Raw genomic sequence first — 20,977 nt, 5'->3', positions numbered from 1 at the left:
CCGTATTCTCGCGCTGAGCTCACGCTCGCGGCGGTGGCCGCGCCTAATCCCAGGCGTGCACCTGGTTTTGGGCGGCTTCCAGGCCCAGCTTGAGTAACAGCTCGGTGGCGTCGGCGGCCTGCTCGCAGATGACCGGCACCTCCGGCCGCTCGGCCGCGGTGAAGGTTTCCAGCACGAACGTGGCAGGGTCTTTGCGGCCGGGCGGACGGCCGATGCCCACCCGCACCCGGTAGAAGTCGTTGCTGCCCAAAGCAGAACCCACCGAGCGCAAGCCGTTGTGCCCGGCAACCCCGCCGCCGAACTTCAGGCGGATGCGGCCGAAGTCGATGTCGAGTTCGTCGTGAATGACGACGAGCTCGCCGGGCGCCGCCGAGTAGAACTTCGCCAGCGCCGCGACCTGCCGCCCCGACTCGTTCATGTAACTGCGCGGCTTGCCCAGGATGACCGGCCGCCCGGCCAGCCGGCCGGTGGCCACCTCGGCCCCGGACTTCTTGTGCGCCTTGAAGGTCGAGCCGGCACGAGCGGCGAGCAGATCGGCCACCATGAACCCGAGGTTGTGCCGGGTCTTGGCGTAGACCGGCCCGGGGTTGCCCAGGCCGACCAGCAGTCGGGGTTCGGGCACCAGCTACTCGTTGTCGGGCGCTTCGCCCGGCTCTTCCGCTGACGTCTCGCCAGCGCCTTCCGCGGCGGCCTGCGCGGCCTCGGCCGGCTCGGCTTCCATCTGCTCGGCGGTCGGCGCAGGGACCACGTTGACCACCAGCGTCTCGGGATCGGACACCAGAGTGACACCGCGAGGCAGCTCCACCTGGCTCGCCAGAATCTGCGTGCCCTCCTCGGCCCCTTCGACCGAGACGATCAGCTGCTCGGGAATCGACAGGGCCTCGGCCTCGATCTGAATCGTGGTGGCGTCCTGCGTGACCAAGGTGCCCGGCGCCGGCTCGCCCTCGATGATGACGTTCACGTCCACCGTCACCTTCTCGCCGCGGCGAACCACCAAGAGGTCGGCGTGCTGGATGTTGCGGCGAATGGGGTGGATGTCGAGCGCCTTGGTAAGGGCGAGTTGTTCCTTGCCCTCAATGTCCAAAGTCAGTACGGCGTTCGCGCCCGAACTGCGCAGCACGGCGGCGAAATCATGTGCGGACAACAGCAGATGGCGCGGCTCAGAGCCGTGGCCGTACAGCACGGCGGGCACCTTGCCGTCGCGACGAGCGCGCCGCGACGCGCCCTTGCCGGTCTCGGTACGGACCTCGGCGGTCAACTGGTTGGTGGTGGTCTTCGCCATGCGGTTGCTCCTGTAGTCGGTTCAGAGCACGACGCGGGAGAAAGCAACCAAACAGGTCTCCGTCGATAACGGTGGCTGCCCACCCTCGCCGTGACGTCGTCCGAGGGTAGCCGATGAGCGCGTCAGAGCGGAAATTTGGTACCCGTGAGCTGCTCAGACAGCTCCCACAGCGCCTTCGCGGTGTCCGCGTTGCGGGCGCGTCGACTGCGGCCCACCGGCTGAGTACGGCCGACATAGCCGAATCGCGGGCCGACGTAAGTGTTGCCGGGCAGGTCCTGCGACACCGCATACAGGGTTGGCCTCGCCCCGAAGTCGGCGTCCGTGGCGATCCGCGCGCCGAGCCGCATCAGCGCGGCGCTGAGCCGACTCGCGGAGTGGCCCTGCAGGTTCGTCGCCGAGTAGCCGGGGTGTGCGGCCAGCGCGCGCACGCCCGAGCCCGCCTCGTCCAGGCGCCGCTGCAGCTCGCTGGTGAACAGCAGGTTCGCGAGCTTGGACTGCGCATAAGCCAACCACGGCCGGTAGCGGCGCGACTGCCAGTTGAGATCGTCGAGGTCGATCCGTCCTAGCTGGTGTGCCTGCGACGACACCGTCACCACGCGGTCGGTGATCTTCGGCAGCAGCAGGTTCGTCAAGGCGAAGTGGCCGAGATGATTTGTGCCGATCTGGCTTTCGAAGCCATCCTTGGTCACCGCGTGCGGGACGGCCATGATGCCGGCATTGTTCACCAGCACGTCGACCGCGGACACGCCTGCGGCGAATTCGTGCACCGATGCCAGATCCTGCAAGTCGAGTCTGCCCACCTCGACGTCGCCGCGGATGATCCGTGCCGCCTCGTCTCCTCTCTCGGTGTTGCGCACGGCCAACACCACATGCGCTCCGACACGAGCCAATTCGCGTGCGGTGACCAGTCCGAGGCCGCTGTTGGCCCCGGTGACGATCACAGTGCGTCCGGTGAAGGCGGGAAGGTCAGCAGCTGTCCAGCCGGTCATGAGAAGTCACCCTAACGTGTCGCCTCCGGCGGCGAGCAGGCACAGAATCGCATTGCAAAGACCTCGATCGTGCGATTTGGTGTCTGCTCGCCGTACAGCCACCGCCCGCCGGGCCATGCTGGGATCAGCGGACCGCGACGGTGAATCCCTTGATGATCGTCAGCACGTCGGGATCGGATTCCTGCGCCGGATCGGCCAGAGTGGTGACCGAGAACTGAATGAGGTAGCGCTGATTAGCCGGCGGCTTCGCCGTGGCGATCACGATCCTGTTGTAGCGGTGCACCCGCTGGCCGGTCGTGTCGGGGTAGGACGCCTCGATCTTCGCCGAAGGCATGCCGTTGAACGACTCCTGTATTGCGCCGGGCATCTCGTAGGCGTGCTTGAGCGCCTCGACGGGATCGAAGGGGGCTCCAGTCAGCTTGAACACCAACAGCATTGCGGTCGGCTGGAACGTTCCCACCGCGGTTTTGCGGATGATCTCGAACGCCGACGGCTGATTCGGGTCGGTGACCACCGCCCAGCCTGGCGGGTGCGGCATGGACACCGTCAGCTCGGTCAGGGTTTGCGGCGTCATCGGTGTGCCGTCGACGCCTTTCTGCTGAAGATATTGCGAAAACGGGACGGGCGCTTGGCTTGTGGGCGTCGGTGAAGCCGACGTCGACGACCACACTGCTCGATAATCCGTCGGCTTGGTGGTACAGCCGGCAACCGAGCAGAGCACCACCACCGCAAATGCGAGCTGGCGCAACGTCACAAGATCTCGTGCAGCACGTCGACCGGCCGGGCCAGCCGGGTGCCCTTCGGGGTGACGACGAACGGCCGCTCGATCAGGATCGGATGCTCGGCCATGGCGTCCAGCAGCTCGTCGTCGCTGGCATCGTCGAGGCCCAATTCCGAGTACTGCGCCTCTTTCTTGCGCACCGCTGCGCGCACCGGAATTCCAGCGTCGCGGATCATGTCAGCCAGCTGCCCGCGTGTCGGCGGAGTCTTCAGATACTCGACGATCTGCGGCTCGATTCCGTTGTCCTGCAACAATTTCAGTGCGTTGCGCGACGTCGAACACCGGGGGTTGTGGTAGATGACACTCGCGGAGCGGTCCGCCATCACGCTTCTCCGTCGAAAAGCCCTGTCACCGAACCGTTTTCGAACACCGCGCGAATGGTACTGGCCAGCAGGGGCGCGATCGACAGCACCGTCAGCTGCGGGAAGCGCTTGTCTTCGCCGATCGGCAGCGTGTTGGTGACGATCACCTCTTTGGCGCCACTGGCCTGCAGCCGCTCGGCCGCGGGTTCGGACAGCACGCCGTGCGTGGCGGCGATGATCACGTCCCGCGCGCCGTCGTCGTGCAGCAGCTTCACCGCCCCGGCGATGGTGCCGCCGGTGTCGATCATGTCGTCGATCAGCACGCAGGTACGCCCCTGCACGTCTCCGACCACGCGGTTGGACACCACCTGATTCGGCACGCGGGGGTCGCGGGTCTTGTGAATGAACGCCAGCGGAACGCCGCCCAGCGAATCGGCCCACTTCTCGGCGATGCGCACGCGACCGGAGTCCGGGGAGACCACCACCATGTCGTCGGTCGAATAGTTGTCCTTGATGTAGCCGGTGAGCAGGTTCTGCGCCCGCATGTGGTCCACCGGCCCGTCGAAGAAGCCCTGGATCTGGTCGGTATGCAGGTCGACGGTGACGATGCGGTCAGCGCCGGCCGTCTTGAGCAGGTCGGCGACGAGCCGAGCGGAGATCGGCTCGCGGCCGCGGTGCTTCTTGTCCTGCCGCGCATAGGGGTAGAACGGCACGATCGCCGTGATGCGCTTGGCACTGCCCCGCTTGAGCGCGTCGAGCATCAGCAGCTGCTCCATCAGCCACTTGTTCAGCGGCGCGGGATGGGACTGCAGCACGAACGCGTCGCAGCCGCGGACGGACTCCTCGAAGCGGACGAAGATCTCGCCGTTCGCAAAATCGCGGGCCGTCTGCGCGGTGACCTGGACGTCGAGCTCCTTGGCCACCTCTTCGGCGAGCTCAGGGTGCGCGCGGCCCGCAAACAGCATCAGGTTCTTGCGGTTATCGGTCCAGTCGGTGCCCACGGTGCCTCGCCGATTCGTCGGGAATGTCGGCCCAATGGTACGTGGTTGCGGGCACGCGAATAACGGGTGACCGGATCAGGTTTTTTCCTCGTCTGCAGTTGCCTTACGCGCCGCCTCGTCCGCCGCCGAACCCGGCCGGTTGCGGGCCACCCAGCCCTCGATGTTGCGCTGCGGACCCGCCGAGACGGCCAGCGCGCCCGGCGGCACATCCTCACGGATCACCGTGCCGGCACCCGTATACGCGCCGTCGCCGATGGTCACCGGGGCGACGAACATGGTGTCCGAGCCGGTGCGCACGTGCGATCCGACTTTGGTGCGGTGCTTGGTCTGGCCGTCGTAGTTGACGAACACGCTGGACGCGCCGATGTTGCTGTGCTCGCCGATGTCGGCGTCGCCGACGTACGTCAGGTGCGGCACCTTGCTTCCGGTGCCGATCGTGGCGTTCTTGGTTTCGACGAACGCTCCCAGCTTGCCGTCGGCGCCCAGCACTGTGCCCGGCCGCAGATACGTGAACGGCCCCACCTGGGCGTTGTCGCCGATCGTCGACGACACGCCGTGGGTGCGCACCACCGATGCGCCAGCGCCGACGGTCACGTCGATCAGCGTGGTGTCGGGTCCGATCGCGACACGTTCGCCGACGCGCGTCCGACCCAGCAGCTGCGTGCCGGGCTGGATCACGGCGTCGCGGCCGATCGTCACGTCGACGTCGACCCACGTGGTTGCCGGATCGATGACGGTGACACCGGCGCGCTGGTGGCCCGCGACGATACGGCGGTTGAATTCCGCCGCCAGCATGGACAGCTGAACGCGGTCGTTGACGCCGGCCACCAGCATCGCGTCGTCGACGTGCTGGGCGTGCACGGTCAAGCCGTCCTGGCGGACGATCGACACCACGTCGGTGAGGTAGCGCTCGTGCTGCGCGTTGTCGTCACGCAGCCGGCTCAGCGCAGAGCGCAGCGCCGCAAGGTCGAACGCGTAGACCCCGGCGTTGACTTCGCGGATCTGGCGCTGCGACGCCGTCGCGTCGGCCTGCTCGACGATTGCGATCACCTCGCGGTCCTGGGTGCGCAGGATGCGGCCATAGCCCGTCGGGTCGGGCAGCGTCGTGGTGACCACGGTGACCGCCGCCGGCTCGGCGCGATGGGTTGCGACGAGCTCGGCCAGCGTGTCGGCGTCCAACAGCGGGATGTCGCCCGAGGTGACGACGACGATGCCGTCGAACCCGTCCGGAAGCGCATCAAGGCCGCACGCCGTCGCGTGGCCGGTGCCCAGCTGCTGATCCTGCACCGCGACCTCGATCGGGCGGCCCAGCTCCTGCGCCAGTTCGGCGACGGCCGGGGCGATCCGGTCGCGGTCCTGGCCGAGCACCACGACCAGGTGCTGCGGCGCGAGTTTGCCTACCGAGTGCAGCAGGTGTGCCAACATGCTGCGGCCGGCCAGTGTGTGCAGCACTTTGGGGGTGTCGGACTTCATGCGGGTGCCTGCCCCGGCGGCCAGCACGATCACGGCCGTATCGGAATGTTCAGTCACCAGGACCTCCCGCCTTGCGTTCGCCCCCACATCGCGAGCGTGCGTGTCTGTTCACCGACACGCCGTCAAGCGTGTCATTTTGTGCACGCTCGCGGCAAAAAGTTGACGCCAATCAATTTTGGTCGTCGACCGAGCGCCCGAGATAGGCCATCAGCCGGGCCGTCGGCGTCGCGTCGTCCGGCGCGCGTTTGGCCGGCCCGAACGCTCCGGGGCGACGCATCGCCTCCGCGGGAACCGACTCGACCAGCCGGCGGCAGAACTGCAGCAACTCATCGGGCAGCTCGATCAGCCTGCCTTGCGAGCGGTAGATATCCCAGCTGTGAATTGCCAGGTCCGCGACGGGGAAGGTCAATGCCTGGCGCAGCGGCACCTCACCTGCAGGTGACGGACGCGGCGCCTCGAGGTCGGGATCAGTCGACACGTCCCGCAACCGCGCCGACAGGTCGCGAAGCCGTGCGGCCGGGTTTTCGCTCACCCAATCCGCCGGCTCCGAACGGCCCCACAAATCTGCGCCCTCGAAGAGCGCGACGATCTTCGCCGCGCTGCCCGTGGCGTGGCCGACGAGCTCTCGGATGGTCCAGTTCTCGAGGTTGGACGGCCGGTCCCAGCTATCCGGCAGGATCTGCTCGACGGCTGTGAGCAAGAATTGCAGCGCCTCTGCAGCGAGTACGTCGATGCGCGCGGTCGTCTCGTCCATCGTGGCAAGCCTCGCTCTGTGCCGATTGTCGCTCGGGCCAGCCTCGCTCCGTGCCGATTGTCGCTCGGGCCAGCCTCGCTCCGTCGCCAGGACTCGAACCTGAACTCTCAGAACCAAAATCTGATGTGCTGCCGATTACACCACGACGGACTGTTCACCAGCGTCAGCGTGACTCTAACCGAACCTCTAGGGCCGGCTCGTGATCAGGGAGTGAGCACGAGCAGCAGCCGAACCAGCTCAGCTTGCCGGTGGGTGTCCGTTTTCTCGAAGATGTGCTGCAGATGGGTGCGAACCGTCGTCAGCGAAACACACAGTTCTTCGGATATCTGCTTCAGCTCGTGGCCGTGAAAATGCGCAACGCAACATCGGCTTCGGAATTGGTCAGACGATAAAGACGCCGCAGCAACGCCATGGTTGGCTCCGGTTCCTGTTCCGGGTCGATAAGAAGCATCAAGGCCGACTTGTTCGGAGGACACGGCGAGGAGGGAACGCGTGTACGGCAAGAAGCAGGTTGCCGCGCGCTGAAAGCGTAGCCTGGCTCCGTGGTGGCACCAGACAAGAAAGCGCGCGCCCCCCGCGCTCGCATGACCGGGGCAGAGCGCCGCCATCAGCTCATCGACGTCGCCCGGTCGCTGTTCGCCGAGCGCGGCTACGAAGGCACTTCGATCGAGGAGATCGCCCAGCGGGCGAACGTGTCCAAGCCCGTCGTCTACGAACACTTCGGCGGCAAGGAGGGCCTGTACGCCGTCGTCGTCGACCGCGAAATGTCCGCACTGCTCGACGGCATCACCTCGTCGCTGACCAAGACCACCAACAACCGGTCGCGGCTGCGCATCGAGCGCGTCGCGCTGGCGCTGCTCAGCTACGTCGACGAACGCACGGACGGCTTCCGCATCCTGACCCGCGACTCCCCGGTCGGCATCACCTCGGGAACGTACTCGACGCTGCTCAACGAGGCCGTCAACCAAGTGTCGTCGATCCTGGCCGGCGACTTCTCCCGGCGCGGCCTGGACCCCGAGATGGCGCCGTTGTACGCGCAGGCGCTCGTCGGTTCGGTGTCGATGACGGCCCAGTGGTGGCTGGACGTACGCGAGCCGAAGAAGGAAGTGGTGGCCGCACATCTGGTGAACCTGTGCTGGAACGGGCTGATGCACCTCGAAGACGACCCGGTCCTGCACGACGAATAGCACGAATAGACAGCCTTCTGCCAGCCACCCCACGGCGTTACCATGGGTGCTTCCGCAGGGAGCTAGCCGTGACTGACACCCCCGAGTTCCACCTTCTCGCCCAAGAGCTGCAGGCTGCCCGCCGGCTGGAAGATCTTCAGCAGAAGGTCAAGGTCGCCGCCCGCCGCCTCGCCGACGCCCAAGGCGCGACGTTCGTGCTGCTCGACGGCGACTGCTGCTACTACGCCGACGAAGATTCGATGAGCCCGTTGTGGAAGGGTCAACGCTTTCCAGCGTCGGCATGTATCAGCGGTTGGGCCATGATGCACCGCACGGCCGTGGCGATCGGCGACATCCGCCACGACGAACGCATCCCGCAGGAGGCCTACCGCCCGACGTTCGTCCGCAGCCTCGTGATGGCGCCGATGCTGGCGCCCGAACCGCTGGGCGCCGTCGGGGTGTACTGGTCGCGGCCGGGACGGCCGACGCCAGAGGTGGTGGCAGCCATCGAACGCCTGGCCGACCTGGCGGCACGCGAACTTCGGCGCTTCCCCGACGGGCTGCCCGATCCCAGCTTCAAACCTGCCTGGGCCACCGCGCCGGCCTGACCTCGGCGCCGTCACCGCGTCGGATTTGGGCGGCACCGCAACGGCTTTGGCGCGTTGCTTACGATGGATGACATCATGACCGACACCCCGATCGCGGGGCTCGTCAACCTGGCGCTGCGCGACCCGTCGCTGCAAGACGTCGCCCGGCGCGCCGCCGCTTCGCCCCCTGAGCTGAACGTGGTCGGCCCGGCCGGCGCCCGTCCGTTCGTCACGGCCGCGCTGGCGCAGGCGGGCCCGCTGCTGGTCGTCACGGCCACCGGCCGGGAAGCCGACGACCTGACCGCTGAACTGAAAGGCGTGTTCGGTGACGCCGCCGCGCTGTTTCCCTCGTGGGAGACGCTTCCGCACGAGCGGCTCTCACCAGGCGTCGAGACCGTCGGTGCCCGCATCGCTGTGCTGCGCCGGCTCGCATTCCCGGGCGACGAGCCGCTGAAAGTCGTTGTCACAACGGTGCGTTCGCTGCTGCAGCCGATGGCGCCCAACCTGGCCGACATCGAACCGGTGACGCTGACGGTCGGCAGCGAAGCCGACTTCGAAGCCGTCGTTGCCCGGCTGGTCGACTTGGCCTACACCCGCGTCGACATGGTCGGCAAGCGCGGTGAGTTCGCGGTGCGCGGCGGCATCCTCGACATCTTCCCGCCGACCGCCGAGCACCCGGTGCGGGTGGAGTTCTGGGGCGACGAGGTCAGCGAGATGCGGATGTTCGCCGTCGCCGACCAGCGGTCGATCCCCGGGCTGGACGTGCACACCGTCACAGCCGTCGCCTGCCGCGAATTCCTGCTGACCGACGAAGTCCGCGCCAAAGCCGCCGAGCTGGCCGGGACAACCGCCAAGGGCGGCCCGATCGGCAGCGTCGGCGACATGCTGGCCAAGCTCGCCGAAGGCATCCCGGTCGACGGCATGGAAGCACTGATGCCGGTGCTGGGCGCGGGACAGCTCAGCCTGCTGCTCGACCATCTGCCGAAAGGCACGCCGCTTCTGGTGTGCGAGCCCGAGAAGGTGCGGACCCGCGCGGCCGATTTGATCAAGACAGGCCGTGAGTTCCTGGAGGCGTCCTGGTCGACGGCCGCGCTGGGCGCCGAGGCGCCAGTGGACGTGGAGCAGTTGGGTGCGTCGGGCTTTCTGGAGCTCGACGACGTGCACGCCGCGGCGATCGAGGGCGAGCATCCGTGGTGGACGCTGAGCCAGCTGCCCGACCCCGACGCCGTGCAACTCGAGATACGGGCAGCACCGTCGGCGCGCGGCCATCAGCACAGCGTCGAAGAGATCTTCGCGATGCTGCGGGCGCACGTCAGCACGGGCGGCACCGCGGCGATCGTCGCGCCCGGCACCGGCACCGCGCACCGCGTGGTCGAGCAACTCAAAGACGCCGACGTCGCCGCCGTCTGCCTCGAGCCCGGCGACGCCCCGAGCCCCGGTGTCGTCGGCGTGCTCAAGGGCACGCTGCACGACGGCGTCGTACTACCGGGCGCTGCGCTGGTGATAATCACCGAAACCGACCTCACCGGCAGCCGGGTCGCGGTCACCGAGGGCAAGCGGCTCGCCGCCAAGAGGCGCAACGTCGTCGACCCGCTCGCACTCACCGCAGGCGATCTCGTCGTTCACGACCAGCACGGGATCGGCCGCTTCGTCGAGATGGTCGAGCGCACGGTCGGCGGCGCCCGCCGCGAGTACCTGGTCCTCGAATACGCATCCGGGCGCCGCGGCGGCCAGGATCGGCTGTACGTGCCGATGGACTCCCTCGACCAGCTGTCGCGCTACGTGGGCGGCGAATCGCCGACGCTGTCGAGGCTCGGCGGCAGCGACTGGGCGAACACAAAAACCAAGGCGCGCAGAGCCGTTCGCGAAATCGCCCAGGAACTCGTCGCGCTGTATGCGAAACGTCAGGCCTCGCCGGGACACGCGTTCAGCCCGGACACCCCGTGGCAAGCCGAGATGGAGGATGCGTTCGGTTTCACCGAGACCATGGACCAGCTGACCGCGATCCAAGAGGTCAAGGCCGACATGGAGAAGCCGATCCCGATGGACCGGGTGATCTGCGGCGACGTCGGCTACGGCAAGACCGAGATCGCGGTGCGGGCGGCGTTCAAGGCGGTGCAGGACGGCAAGCAGGTGGCGGTGCTGGTGCCGACGACGCTGCTGGCCGACCAGCATCTGCAGACGTTCACGGCGCGCATGGCGGGGTTCCCGGTGCGCATCAAGGCGCTGTCGCGGTTCACCAGCGCAGCGGAATCGCGCGAAGTGCTCGAGGGCATGGCCGACGGCACCGTCGACATCGTCATCGGCACCCACCGGCTGCTGCAGACCGGCGTGCGCTGGAAAGACCTGGGCCTAGTGATCGTCGACGAGGAGCAGCGGTTCGGCGTCGAGCACAAGGAGCACATCAAGAGCTTGCGCACCCATGTCGACGTGCTGACCATGAGTGCCACCCCGATTCCGCGCACGCTGGAGATGAGCCTGGCCGGGATCCGCGAGATGTCGACCATCCTGACTCCGCCGGAGGAGCGCTATCCGGTGCTGACGTACGTCGGTCCGCACGACGAGAAGCAGATCGCCGCGGCGCTGCGGCGTGAGCTACTGCGCGACGGCCAGGCGTTCTACATCCACAACCGGGTCAGCTCCATCGACGCCGCCGCTGCGCGGGTGGCCGCGTTGGTGCCGGAGGCCCGGGTGGTGGTCGCGCATGGGCAGATGCCGGAGGATCTGTTGGAGCGCACCGTCGAGGGGTTCTGGAACCGCGAATACGACATCTTGGTGTGCACCACGATCGTCGAGACCGGGCTGGACATCTCCAACGCCAACACGCTGATCGTCGAGCGCGCCGACACGTTCGGCCTGTCGCAGCTGCACCAGCTGCGCGGACGCGTGGGCCGCAGCCGGGAACGTGGCTACGCCTACTTCTTCTATCCGCGCGAGCAGCCGCTGACCGAGACGGCCTATGACCGGCTGGCCACGATCGCCCAGAACAACGAACTCGGCGCGGGCATGGCCGTCGCGATGAAGGACCTCGAGATCCGCGGCGCCGGCAATGTGCTGGGGGTCGAGCAGTCGGGGCATGTTGCCGGCGTGGGTTTCGACCTGTACGTGCGGCTGGTCGGCGAGGCCGTGGAGGCGTATCGCGCCGCGGCCGACGGTCAGATGGTCAGCACGCCCGAGGAGCCCAAGGAGGTGCGCATCGACCTGCCGGTCGACGCACATTTGCCGCCGGACTACATCGGCAGCGATCGGCTGCGGCTGGAGGCCTACCGCCGGCTGGCCGCCGCGGCCGACGACGACGCCGTCGCCTCGGTCGTCGAAGAGCTGGCCGACCGGTACGGGCCGCTGCCCGAGCCGGCGCGGCGGCTGGTGGCGATGGCCAGGCTGCGGCTGCTGGCACGCCACTACGGCGTCACGGAGGTGCTCGCGACGGGCACCACGCTGCGGCTGTCACCGTTGACGCTGCTCGACTCGCAGCAGCTGCGGCTCAAGCGCCTGCATCCGTCGGCCAGCTACCGGGCGACCACGTCGACCGTGCAGCTGCCGATCCCCCGGGCCGGCCAAGGCGTCGGCGCGCCGCGCATCCGTGACCTCGAACTGGTGCAGATGGTCGCCGACCTGCTGTTGGCGCTGGATGACAAGGCGCCGGGAAGTATTGATATAACCGAGGTCACCGACACGCGGGAGGGGGCGAGACCATGACCGTGATTCTGGTCGACCCCCGGCGCCCGGCGATGGTTCCGGTCGAGGCGGTTGGTCTGCTCGCGGGTGATGTCCAGTACACCGAGGAGATGCCGATCCGGGTGCCGTGGTCGCTGCCGGCGGCGCGGCCGGTGTTCGACGGGTCCGATGCCCCGGTGCTGCTGTCGTCGGATTCCGAGCACCCGGCAGTCAAGGCGCGGTTGGCTGCCGGCGACCGGGTGATTGCCGCGCCCGCGCCGCAGCCGGGGGAGCGGTTGGTCGATGCGGTCGCGCTGATGGACAAGCTGCGCACCAACGGGCCGTGGGAGAGCGAGCAGACCCACGACTCGCTGCGTCGCTACCTGCTGGAAGAGACCTACGAGCTGTTCGACGCAGTGCACAGCGGCAACGCCGACGACCTACGCGAAGAACTCGGCGACGTCCTGCTGCAGGTGCTGTTCCACGCCCGGATCGCCGAGGACGCGCCACAGCATCCGTTCACCATCGACGACGTGGCGGACTCGCTGCTGCGCAAGCTCGGCAACCGCGTGCCCGGAGTGCTTGCCGGAGAGGAGATTTCGCTCGAACGCCAAATCGCCGAGTGGGACGAACGCAAGGCCCTGGAGAAGGCTCGAGGGTCTTGCCTCGACGGCATCCCGACGGGCCAGCCGTCGCTGGCACTTGCGCAGAAGGTGCTCAGTCGGGTGCGAGACGCCGGGCTGCCGGCGGACCTGGTTCCGCACGGCGTGACGACGGTCGCGGTGACCGCTGACGGGGATGCCGAAAACGCTTTGCGTGCAGAGGTTTTGCAGTTCATGGAAATGGTACGGACAGCCGAGAAGAACATCGCGGCGGCGCGTCGCGGTTCCGACGTACCGGAGGAGCTCGACGTGGCGGTGCTAGACGCGATCACCGAAGACGAGTGGCGGGCGGGGTGGCCGGCCACCGAGCCGACGGACACCGAGCCCGGTGAGCCGGCGCCCGCGCCGGAGCCTGGTGAGCCCGCGCCCGACCGCATTCCCGAGCCGGGCCCGGCCGACGTACCCGAACCCGGGCCCGTCGAAGTCCCGGAGCCTTCGCCGGTGGAGACGCCGGAGCAGTCACCCACCCAATCGACTGTGCAGTGAGGGTGCGACCTACTCGCACTTCTGCGCCCTAGGCGCACACTCAAAAGTTCAGCTCAGGCGAACAGGGTCGAACCCCAGAAGCCCGACGAGTCGTGCTCCCGAACACCGGGCGGGCAGGCGAACACCGCGCTGCTGGTGTGAGTGATGTATTCGTTGAGCAGGTCCTTGCGCGACAGCACGGTCTGCATCGGCACGAAGTGCGTCAGCGGATTGCGCACGAACGCGATGAAGAACAGGCCGAAGTCCAGGTGGCCGAATCCGTCGGCGCCGTCGGTGAAGTTGTAGCCGCGGCGCAGAATTTCGATTCCGCCGAGCTGCTCCGCCGAGGCCAGCCGCACGTGGGCGTCGCGGTCGATCAGCGGTTCGCCCTTACTGGTCGTGCTGGTCAGATCCAGCTCGTCGAACTCGTCGCCATAGCCGATCGGCGCACCGCTGCCCTTGTGCCTGCCGATCACCCGCTCCTGCTCCAAAAGCGTTGTGCGGTCCCAGTTTTCGATCCGCATCCGGATGCGCCGGGTAATCAGGTAGCTGCCCCCGGTCATCCAGTCCGGCCCGTCCCCCGGCGGTACCCAGACGTGCTGGTTCAGCTTCTCGGTGTCCTCGGCCTTGAGATTGCGCGTTCCGTCCTTGAAGCCGAACAGGTTTCGCGGCGTCGTCTGGTCGCGAGAGGTGGACGACGTGCGTCCGAAGCCCAGCTGCGTCCAGCGCACCGCGGCCGTGCCGAACGCGACGCGGGCCAGATTGCGGATCGCGTGCACCGCCACTTGTGGGTCGTTCGCGCACGCTTGCACGCAGATGTCGCCGCCGCATCGCGCCGGGTCCAGCGTCTCGTTGGGAAATTTCGGCAAGTCCGCCAGTGCGGCCGGCTTGCGATGAGCGATGCCGAAGCGGTCCTTGCCGTCTTTGAGGAAGAACGACGGCCCGAACCCGATCGTCAGCGTCAACGCGGAGGCCGGAAGTCCAAGCGCCTCACCGGTATCCGACGGCGGCGCATGGGGGTTGAGTCCTACCGCGCCGCGTGGGACGGTTTCGTCGCCCGCGGTCATCCGCTCCGCCATCTTCGTCCACTGCCGCAGCAGCGCCACGACGTCGTCGCGCGAATCGGTGGTGACGTCGAACGCGCAGAAGTGCAGCCGGTCCTGCTGCGGGGTGACGATGCCGGCCTGGTGCTCGCCGCGGAACGGAATCGGCCGGTGGATGTCCACCGCTTCAGCGGCGGCCGTCGCGCGCCCGGCCAGCGCACCCGCTCCTGCGGCGCCCACCACCGCCGCGGTCACCCCGGCCGCGCCGAACAGCGTGCGCCGAGAGATGCCGCGCCGCTCGCCGGTGGCGACGGCGTCGGGCTCGACCGGATCGTTACTGCGGGGCGATGACACCTTGAACCTGGCTGACTTCCTTGGACAGTGCGTCGATGGCGCGTGAAAGTTCTTGGCGTGCAGGCTCGGTCACGGTCTCATACGAGACGAATGCGTCGCCTTTGCGATACTTGTCCAGCAGTGCGAACACGTCGGTGAACCGCTGGTCCACCCGCTTGCCTAGCTGTGCATCGCGCTGGTCGAGGATCGGGCGCACCGACGCGACCGCGGCCTGGGAGCCCTCCACATTGGCGTGGAAGTCCCATAGGTCGGTATGGCTGAAAATGTCTTCTTCGCCGGTGATCTTGCTGATCGCGATCTCGTCGAGCAGTCCCTGCGCGCCGCCGGCGATCTGGGTGGAGTCGATTCTGTAGTCGGGCGACGCCACCTGCTGGTGAAGTTCGCGGACGTCGTTCATCAGCTGGTCGGCGATCGCGTTCGTATCGGGCTGGGGGCCGGTCACCCACAGATCCTTTTCCAGCCGGTGGAAACCGGTCCACTTCTGGCCCGGCTCGAGGTCGGCCTCGCGCCGGTCGATGCGCGGGTCCAAGTCATTGGGGAACGACTCGGCGACCGGCTCGATCCGCTCGTAATACGTTCGGGCCGTGGGGTATTGGGCCTTGGCCGCAGCGACGTCGCCCTTTTTGACCGCATTGACGAACAACTCCGTGGCGGCGAGAAGCGCGTCGGTCTGCGACAGCACGTAGCGCTTGTAGTTGTCCGAGGCTTCCTCAAACTTGCCCTCGGCGCTGGTGTTCACCGCTTCGCCGGTGACGGTGAAGTCTCCCCGGATGCCGTCGCCCACCATGCCTGGTTTGCAGGCGGTTTGGTACTTGCCGGGTTCGTCGAGGTTCACGACGAGCTTGCGCTGCAAGCCGGGGGAGATGTTCTCGACCTCGCCCATCACCCGCTGGCCCTCGCCGTAGACATAGAACTCGGTGACCTTGTTGCCGTTGTTGGTGATGACGAAGGTGGTTGCGCCCGTTGTGGTTTCGGTCTTCGACAGCTGACAGCTGGTGTCGGTTGCGGTGACCGTGACCTCCGTTGCGGCTCCCGCCGCCGAGGAGTTGTTCTTGGCGGAATCCTTGGCGGCACAGCTTGCCAGCGAGGCGCCGGCCAACACGGCAGCGATCGCCGCCAAGCCTCTGCTCGCGGAAGAACGACGGCTCACGTAGTGGACCTTTCCGGGGTGGGTTGGGGCGCCGGCTGCGCGGCGCTCTCGGCGGGACGTGCGGGCTTGTGGGTGGGACGAAGGAACAGCGCCAGCACCACGACCAGGTAGGTGAGGTAGACGACCAACTGCAGCACCGACGGCATCGGGCTGATGTTGAAGATGCCTTGGATCAGTTCGCCGTACCAGGCGGACCAATTGATCCAGTGGCTGATGTCGAAAGCGGTGGCGCCCAGGCCGGGAAGCCAGCCGACCGTCTGCAGCGCGTGCACGCCGTAGCCGAGGATGCCCGCGGCGACAAGGATGAGGAATACCCCGGTGTAGGTGAAGAACTTGCCCAGGTTGATCCGTACCGCACCCAGGTACATGCCCCAGGCGATCGCGGCGGCCACCAGCACCCCGAGCAGCAATCCAACCAGCGGCCAAGCGGTTTCGGCTTCGGCGTAGCCGACCATGAACAGCGCGGTCTCGAAGCCCTCCCGGCCGACGGCCAGGAATGCCAGCGCGAACACCGCCAGCGCACCGGTTTCCAGCGCCTTGGCCATGCCGGCGCGCAACTCACCGGAGATACCGGCCGCGGCCTTCTTCATCCACAGCACCATGGTGGTGACGATCGCGACCGCGACCAGGGACGCAATCCCGGCGATCGCCTCAGCGCCGAGGTCGGTGACGGTGTAAGCGCTGTACTGGATGATCAGGAACACGCCGACGGTCATCGCAACCGCTGCGCCCACACCGAGCCACACCCACTTGAGTGCGTCGCGCCGCTGTGCCTTGACCAGAAACGCCACGAGCACCATCACGACGATCCCGGTTTCCAGGCCCTCGCGCAGCCCGATCAGTCCGCTGCCAACCAGCTGAGAAGAAAGCGTCGGGGCGGCCGCGGTCACGCTCACAGAGAGATCTGGGCCTGCAGTCATGCGCTTCCTTACGTCACTTTGGCACGCCGAGTTAGGTTCCGCTCACCTTACCAATTCACAGAATTTCACGGTATACGTCGTCAACCGCATGGAGGAGAGCCGAGGGTCGCCGTTCTCATGGGACCATGAGGTGAACCGAAGCACGTTGAGGAGATGTGTTGCCGCCGCAGGGCTGGGGGTTGGACCCTCGTGCGAGTGATGCCGGAAAGGGCCGGGCTTTGACCGGGGGGCGCTGGCTGCAGGTTGTCGTCGTATTGGCGGCGACGGCCGTGCTGATGGCCTCGAGCTGCTCGTGGCATCTGGGGACGCCGATACCCGAGGGTGTGCCGCCCCCGGCGGGCGACCCGGTCCCCGAAATCGACACCCATGCCGCGGGGCGTCCGGCTGATCAGCTGCACGCCTGGGCCGCCGCCCGCGCGCCCGCGCTGCACATGCCGGTGAACGCGCTGGAGGCGTACGCCTACGCCGCCCGGGTCGCCGAGGTGGAAAACCCCGACTGCCACATCTCGTGGACCACGCTGGCCGGCATCGGGATGGTCGAAAGCCACAACGGCACCTACCGCGGCGCCACGATCGCGCCCAACGGCGACGTCACACCCGCCATTCGCGGCGTGCAGCTCGATGGCAGCAACGGCAACCTCGAGATCATGGACACCGACCACGGTCTGCTCGACGGCGACAACGGCATCGACCGGGCAATGGGGCCGATGCAGTTCATCCCGGAGACGTGGCGGCTCTACGGTGTCGACGCCAACAACGACGGGGTGGTCAGCCCGGACAACTTCGACGATGCCGCGCTGTCGGCGGCCGGCTATCTGTGCTGGCGCGGCCGCGACCTGTCCACCCCCGAAGGCTGGATGAGAGCCCTGCGCGCCTACAACCTGTCCGACCAGTACGCCAGAACCGTGCGCGACTGGGCCACCGCATACGCCGACGGACACCCGCTGTAATAACAGCCCGCTAGGGTGAGTTGTCCTAGCCAGCCGATCCAAGGAGAGACTGTGCCCATCATCGAGCAGGTCGGAGCACGGGAAATTCTCGACTCCCGCGGTAACCCGACCGTCGAGGTCGAACTGGCCCTCACCGACGGGACGTTCGCGCGGGCAGCGGTCCCATCGGGAGCGTCCACCGGCGAGCACGAGGCCGTCGAGTTGCGCGACGGCGCTTCGCGCTACGGCGGCAAGGGCGTCGAGAAGGCAGTCACCGCGGTGCTCGACGAGATCGCGCCAGCGGTCATCGGAATGTCCGCGGACGACCAGCGGCTGGTGGATCAGGCGCTGCTGGACCTCGACGGCACTCCGGACAAGTCGCGGCTGGGCGCGAACGCCATCCTCGGGGTGTCGCTGGCGGTGGCGAAGGCGGCCGCGGAATCGGCCGCGCTGCCGCTGTTCCGCTACCTCGGCGGGCCTAACGCGCACATCTTGCCGGTGCCGATGCTCAACATCCTCAACGGCGGCGCGCACGCCGACACCGGCGTCGACGTCCAAGAGTTCATGATCGCGCCTATCGGTGCGCCCAGCTTCAAGGAGGCGCTGCGCGCCGGCGCGGAGGTGTACCACGCGCTGAAGTCGGTGCTCAAGAAGCAAGGCTTGTCGACGGGTCTCGGCGACGAAGGCGGATTTGCCCCCGACGTCGCGGGCACCAAGGCCGCCCTGGATCTGATTCTGTCGGCGATCGAGGCCGCGGGTTACAAACCCGGTTCGGAGGTGGCGCTGGCGCTGGACGTGGCGGCAACCGAATTCTTCGACGCCGCAAGCGGTTATGCGTTCGAGAAGGAGACCCGCGACTCCGCGCAGATGGCGCAGTTCTACGCCGAACTGCTCAACACCTATCCGCTGGTGTCGATCGAAGATCCGCTGGCCGAAGACGACTGGGACGGCTGGGTGGCGCTGACTAAGGAGATCGGCGACCGGGTTCAGCTCGTGGGCGACGATCTGTTCGTCACCAACCCCGAGCGCCTGGAGGAGGGCATCGAAAAGGGCGCCGGCAACGCGCTTTTGGTGAAGGTGAACCAGATCGGCACGCTCACCGAGACGCTGGACGCGGTCGCACTTGCGCACAACAGCGGATACCGCACGATGATGAGCCACCGCAGCGGCGAGACCGAGGACACCACGATCGCCGACCTGTCGGTGGCCGTCGGCAGCGGTCAGATCAAGACCGGTGCGCCGGCGCGCAGCGAGCGCGTCGCCAAGTACAACCAGTTGCTGCGGATCGAGGAGACCCTCGGCGACGCCGCACGCTACGCCGGAGACCTTGCGTTCCCGCGCTTTTCGTTGGAGGCCGACTGAGCAGTGCCCGACTCCAAGCGGTCCGACCCGAAGCGGCGCTCCCCGGGGTCACGTCCCGGCCGGGGCGACAGCGCGCGGGAGCGTCCGCGGTCGACGGCACAGCGCCGGGAGACGCGCGCCGCTGAGTCCCGGGCCACGGAAGAGCCTGCGGCAGAGTCGATTACAGCGTCGATCGCGGCGGCCGCGGCTCGCCAGAGCGAACAACGGCTGGGTTTCACCGCGCGCCGTGCGGCGATCCTGGCCGCAGTGATCTGTGTGCTCACGCTGACGATCGCCGGGCCGGTGCGAACGTACTTCGCGCAGCGCACCGAGATGAAGCAGCTGGCCGCCAGTGAGGCCACGCTGCGCGCGCAGATCGCCGAACTGGAGCAGCAGAAGGCCAAACTGGCCGATCCGGTGTTCATCGCTGCGCAGGCGCGTGAGCGGCTCGGCTTCGTCATGCCCGGTGACATCCCTTATCAGGTGCAGCTGCCGCCCGGGGCGGTGACGCCGTCGGATCAGCCGGGCGCGTCGGCGGCGAAGCCGTCGTCGAATGGCCCCTGGTACTCCGCACTTTGGCGCACGATCGCCGACACACCGCACAACATTTCGCCCGCCGGCCCTGCCCCGGAACCACCACCGCCGCCGCCCAGTCCGCCTCCGCCGCCCGGTGGTTGACCGCGCCGACCTCGACGCGGTCGCACGCCAACTCGGCCGGGAACCGCGTGGCGTGCTGGCGATCGCGTACCGCTGCCCGAACGGCGAACCGGGGGTGGTCAAGACCGCGCCGCGGCTGCCCGACGGTACGCCGTTTCCCACGTTGTACTACCTGACGCACCCCGCGTTGACCGCGGCCGCCAGCCGGCTGGAATCCTCTGGGGTGATGAAGGAGATGACCGCGCGGCTGGCCGCAGACCGGCAACTGGCGGCGGCGTACCGCCGCGCCCACGAGAGCTATCTGGCCGAACGCGACGCCATCGAACCATTGGGCACCACTTATTCCGGTGGCGGCATGCCGGACCGGGTGAAGTGCCTGCATGTGCTGATCGCGCATTCGCTGGCCAAGGGGCCGGGCGTCAACCCACTGGGAGATGAAGCGCTGGCGATGCTGGCGAACGACCCTGCGATGGAAGGCCTTCTGGTCAAAGAGGATTGGACGTGACGCGGATCGGGGCCGTCGACTGCGGCACCAACTCGATTCGGTTGTTGATCGCCGACGTGGCCGACGGCCAGCTGCACGAAGTGCACCGCGAAATGCGGATCGTGCGGCTGGGTCAAGGTGTCGACGCCACGGGCGAGTTCGCACCCGAGGCGCTTGCGCGCACTCGCGCCGCGCTGACCGACTACACGCGCCTGCTGCAACGGTTCGAGGTGGCGAAGGTTCGGATGGTGGCGACGTCGGCCGCGCGTGACGTGGCCAACCGCGACGAGTTCTTCGCGATGACCGCCGAGGTGCTGGGTGCCGCGGTGCCGGGTGCCGTCGCGGAAGTGATCACCGGCGAAGAGGAGGCGGCGCTGTCGTTTTCCGGTGCGGTGGCCGAATTGGATTGTGCTGAAGCGCCTTTCCTCGTCGTCGACCTCGGGGGCGGCTCGACGGAACTGGTGCTGGGCTCGGCCGAGGTGGAGGCCAGCTTCTCCGCCGACATCGGCTGTGTGCGGCTGACCGAGCGCTGTCTGCACTCCGACCCACCGACCGCCAATGAGGTGGCCGCAGCGCGTGAGGTGGTTGGCGAACGGCTGGGGGAGGCGTTGCAGGTGGTGCCCGTCGAGCGGGCCCGTTCATGGGTGGGTGTGGCCGGCACGATGACGACGCTGTCGGCGTTGGCGCAGAAGATGCCGACGTACGACTCGGCGGCAATTCACCTGTCGCGCGTGGGTTTTCCCGAGTTGCTCGAGGTGTGCGAGCGTCTCATCGGCATGACGCGCGCGCAGCGGGCGGCGCTGGGTCCGATGCACGAGGGCCGTGTCGACGTGATCGGCGGCGGGGCGATCGTGGTGGAAGAAATGGCCGACGTGCTAAAGCAGCGTGCGGGCATCGACCAGTTGATCGTCAGCGAGCACGACATCCTCGACGGCATCGCGCTCTCGATCGGTCAGTTGCCGCGCTAGACGCCGAAACTG

At 67.7% G+C, this 20,977-nt stretch carries 21 protein-coding genes and 1 tRNA gene; 9 read left to right on the top strand and 13 right to left on the bottom strand.

Translation table 11 applies throughout. The annotated features are described in order from the left end of the window. Nucleotides 1-43: 43 nt before the first annotated feature. The 10 genes from pth to AC5Y4C_RS20040 form a co-directional block, all read right to left on the bottom strand. Entirely contained in the window at nucleotides 44-622 is a 579-nt protein-coding gene (pth, locus tag AC5Y4C_RS20085; protein WP_499964634.1) for an aminoacyl-tRNA hydrolase, read from the bottom strand. Nucleotides 623-625: 3 nt separating this feature from the next. Beyond that, nucleotides 626-1,282 (bottom strand): 50S ribosomal protein L25/general stress protein Ctc, encoded by a 657-nt coding sequence (locus tag AC5Y4C_RS20080; RefSeq protein WP_499964636.1) that lies wholly within the window; start codon nucleotides 1,280-1,282, stop codon nucleotides 626-628. A 122-nt stretch (nucleotides 1,283-1,404) separates the two neighbouring features. Beyond that, nucleotides 1,405-2,271: an oxidoreductase gene (locus AC5Y4C_RS20075; RefSeq protein WP_499964638.1), complete on the bottom strand. Its 867-nt coding sequence runs from the start codon at nucleotides 2,269-2,271 to the stop codon at nucleotides 1,405-1,407. Between the two features lie 124 nt (nucleotides 2,272-2,395). Continuing rightward, nucleotides 2,396-3,025: an LpqN/LpqT family lipoprotein gene (locus AC5Y4C_RS20070; RefSeq protein WP_499964640.1), complete on the bottom strand. Its 630-nt coding sequence runs from the start codon at nucleotides 3,023-3,025 to the stop codon at nucleotides 2,396-2,398. Beyond that, on the bottom strand, nucleotides 3,022-3,375 hold the full coding sequence (gene arsC, locus AC5Y4C_RS20065) for an arsenate reductase (glutaredoxin) (RefSeq protein WP_499951826.1): 354 nt from the start codon (nucleotides 3,373-3,375) through the stop codon (nucleotides 3,022-3,024). The genes AC5Y4C_RS20070 and arsC overlap by 4 nt, the downstream gene beginning before the upstream one ends. After that, on the bottom strand, nucleotides 3,375-4,355 hold the full coding sequence (locus AC5Y4C_RS20060) for a ribose-phosphate diphosphokinase (RefSeq protein WP_499909387.1): 981 nt from the start codon (nucleotides 4,353-4,355) through the stop codon (nucleotides 3,375-3,377). The genes arsC and AC5Y4C_RS20060 overlap by 1 nt, the downstream gene beginning before the upstream one ends. 75 nt (nucleotides 4,356-4,430) lie before the next feature. Then, on the bottom strand, nucleotides 4,431-5,885 hold the full coding sequence (glmU, locus tag AC5Y4C_RS20055; RefSeq protein ID WP_499951828.1) for a bifunctional UDP-N-acetylglucosamine diphosphorylase/glucosamine-1-phosphate N-acetyltransferase GlmU: 1,455 nt from the start codon (nucleotides 5,883-5,885) through the stop codon (nucleotides 4,431-4,433). A 112-nt stretch (nucleotides 5,886-5,997) separates the two neighbouring features. Then, nucleotides 5,998-6,582, bottom strand: a complete 585-nt coding sequence (locus AC5Y4C_RS20050) for a TIGR03086 family metal-binding protein (protein WP_499951829.1) — start codon at nucleotides 6,580-6,582, stop codon at nucleotides 5,998-6,000. A 78-nt stretch (nucleotides 6,583-6,660) separates the two neighbouring features. After that, nucleotides 6,661-6,732: transfer RNA gene (locus AC5Y4C_RS20045), tRNA-Gln, on the bottom strand. A 53-nt stretch (nucleotides 6,733-6,785) separates the two neighbouring features. Further along, complete coding sequence (locus tag AC5Y4C_RS20040) at nucleotides 6,786-7,190, bottom strand: response regulator transcription factor (protein ID WP_499947695.1); 405 nt, start codon at nucleotides 7,188-7,190, stop codon at nucleotides 6,786-6,788. Between AC5Y4C_RS20040 and AC5Y4C_RS20035 the strand changes: the two genes are divergently transcribed. From AC5Y4C_RS20035 to AC5Y4C_RS20020, 4 genes are all read left to right on the top strand, one after another. Continuing rightward, a complete protein-coding gene (locus tag AC5Y4C_RS20035; RefSeq protein ID WP_499951830.1) occupies nucleotides 7,167-7,769 on the top strand; it encodes a TetR/AcrR family transcriptional regulator in 603 nt (200 codons plus the stop codon). The two genes, AC5Y4C_RS20040 and AC5Y4C_RS20035, sit on opposite strands and share 24 nt — an antisense overlap. Nucleotides 7,770-7,837: 68 nt before the next feature. After that, the gene (locus tag AC5Y4C_RS20030) at nucleotides 7,838-8,356 is read left to right on the top strand and encodes a GAF domain-containing protein (RefSeq protein WP_499947693.1); all 519 of its coding nucleotides are present in this window, start codon (nucleotides 7,838-7,840) and stop codon (nucleotides 8,354-8,356) included. A gap of 75 nt (nucleotides 8,357-8,431) precedes the next feature. Further along, nucleotides 8,432-12,034, top strand: coding sequence for a transcription-repair coupling factor (gene mfd / locus AC5Y4C_RS20025; RefSeq protein WP_499964643.1), 3,603 nt, complete (start codon nucleotides 8,432-8,434; stop codon nucleotides 12,032-12,034). Beyond that, nucleotides 12,031-13,140, top strand: coding sequence for a nucleoside triphosphate pyrophosphohydrolase (locus tag AC5Y4C_RS20020; RefSeq protein WP_499964645.1), 1,110 nt, complete (start codon nucleotides 12,031-12,033; stop codon nucleotides 13,138-13,140). Before mfd ends, AC5Y4C_RS20020 begins: the two co-directional genes overlap by 4 nt. Nucleotides 13,141-13,193: 53 nt before the next feature. Here AC5Y4C_RS20020 and efeB read toward each other — a convergent pair whose 3' ends face one another. The 3 genes from efeB to efeU are packed head-to-tail and all read right to left on the bottom strand — an operon-like array spanning nucleotide 13,194 to nucleotide 16,586. Continuing rightward, nucleotides 13,194-14,516 (bottom strand): iron uptake transporter deferrochelatase/peroxidase subunit, encoded by a 1,323-nt coding sequence (efeB, locus tag AC5Y4C_RS20015; RefSeq protein WP_499964647.1) that lies wholly within the window; start codon nucleotides 14,514-14,516, stop codon nucleotides 13,194-13,196. Continuing rightward, on the bottom strand, nucleotides 14,497-15,666 hold the full coding sequence (gene efeO / locus AC5Y4C_RS20010) for an iron uptake system protein EfeO (protein WP_499964649.1): 1,170 nt from the start codon (nucleotides 15,664-15,666) through the stop codon (nucleotides 14,497-14,499). The genes efeB and efeO overlap by 20 nt, the downstream gene beginning before the upstream one ends. Continuing rightward, complete coding sequence (gene efeU, locus AC5Y4C_RS20005; protein ID WP_499964651.1) at nucleotides 15,663-16,586, bottom strand: iron uptake transporter permease EfeU; 924 nt, start codon at nucleotides 16,584-16,586, stop codon at nucleotides 15,663-15,665. Before efeU ends, efeO begins: the two co-directional genes overlap by 4 nt. Before the next feature lie 218 nt (nucleotides 16,587-16,804). Between efeU and AC5Y4C_RS20000 the strand changes: the two genes are divergently transcribed. From AC5Y4C_RS20000 to AC5Y4C_RS19980, 5 genes are read left to right on the top strand one after another with little or no spacing between them, the layout of a single operon-like run. After that, nucleotides 16,805-17,536 carry a lytic transglycosylase domain-containing protein gene (locus AC5Y4C_RS20000; RefSeq protein ID WP_499909405.1) on the top strand — a complete coding sequence of 244 codons (732 nt, stop codon included), beginning with the start codon at nucleotides 16,805-16,807 and terminating at the stop codon, nucleotides 17,534-17,536. A 51-nt stretch (nucleotides 17,537-17,587) separates the two neighbouring features. Continuing rightward, complete coding sequence (eno, locus tag AC5Y4C_RS19995) at nucleotides 17,588-18,877, top strand: phosphopyruvate hydratase (RefSeq protein WP_499947681.1); 1,290 nt, start codon at nucleotides 17,588-17,590, stop codon at nucleotides 18,875-18,877. A 3-nt stretch (nucleotides 18,878-18,880) separates the two neighbouring features. After that, nucleotides 18,881-19,534, top strand: a complete 654-nt coding sequence (locus tag AC5Y4C_RS19990) for an FtsB family cell division protein (RefSeq protein ID WP_499964653.1) — start codon at nucleotides 18,881-18,883, stop codon at nucleotides 19,532-19,534. Next, complete coding sequence (locus AC5Y4C_RS19985; protein WP_499964654.1) at nucleotides 19,527-20,018, top strand: DUF501 domain-containing protein; 492 nt, start codon at nucleotides 19,527-19,529, stop codon at nucleotides 20,016-20,018. The genes AC5Y4C_RS19990 and AC5Y4C_RS19985 overlap by 8 nt, the downstream gene beginning before the upstream one ends. Next, nucleotides 20,009-20,965, top strand: coding sequence for a Ppx/GppA phosphatase family protein (locus AC5Y4C_RS19980; protein WP_499964655.1), 957 nt, complete (start codon nucleotides 20,009-20,011; stop codon nucleotides 20,963-20,965). The genes AC5Y4C_RS19985 and AC5Y4C_RS19980 overlap by 10 nt, the downstream gene beginning before the upstream one ends. Nucleotides 20,966-20,977 lie beyond the last annotated feature (12 nt).

This window comes from Mycobacterium sp. NGS35 (assembly GCF_059812855.1).
The sequence above is the reverse complement of the archived record's forward strand: the minus strand, read 5'-3'. Positions and strand labels throughout refer to the sequence as shown.

What these genes read in the sequence shown, in the direction of transcription:
- AC5Y4C_RS20080 (WP_499964636.1), bottom strand. Translation starts at nt 1,282, where the DNA reads ATGGCGAAGACCACCACCAACCAGTTGACCGCCGAGGTCCGTACCGAG.
- AC5Y4C_RS20075 (WP_499964638.1), bottom strand. Translation starts at nt 2,271, where the DNA reads ATGACCGGCTGGACAGCTGCTGACCTTCCCGCCTTCACCGGACGCACT.
- arsC (WP_499951826.1), bottom strand. Translation starts at nt 3,375, where the DNA reads ATGGCGGACCGCTCCGCGAGTGTCATCTACCACAACCCCCGGTGTTCG.
- AC5Y4C_RS20050 (WP_499951829.1), bottom strand. Translation starts at nt 6,582, where the DNA reads ATGGACGAGACGACCGCGCGCATCGACGTACTCGCTGCAGAGGCGCTG.
- AC5Y4C_RS20035 (WP_499951830.1), top strand. Translation starts at nt 7,167, where the DNA reads ATGACCGGGGCAGAGCGCCGCCATCAGCTCATCGACGTCGCCCGGTCG.
- AC5Y4C_RS20040 (WP_499947695.1), bottom strand. Translation starts at nt 7,190, where the DNA reads ATGGCGGCGCTCTGCCCCGGTCATGCGAGCGCGGGGGGCGCGCGCTTT.
- mfd (WP_499964643.1), top strand. Translation starts at nt 8,432, where the DNA reads ATGACCGACACCCCGATCGCGGGGCTCGTCAACCTGGCGCTGCGCGAC.
- AC5Y4C_RS20020 (WP_499964645.1), top strand. Translation starts at nt 12,031, where the DNA reads ATGACCGTGATTCTGGTCGACCCCCGGCGCCCGGCGATGGTTCCGGTC.
- efeU (WP_499964651.1), bottom strand. Translation starts at nt 16,586, where the DNA reads ATGACTGCAGGCCCAGATCTCTCTGTGAGCGTGACCGCGGCCGCCCCG.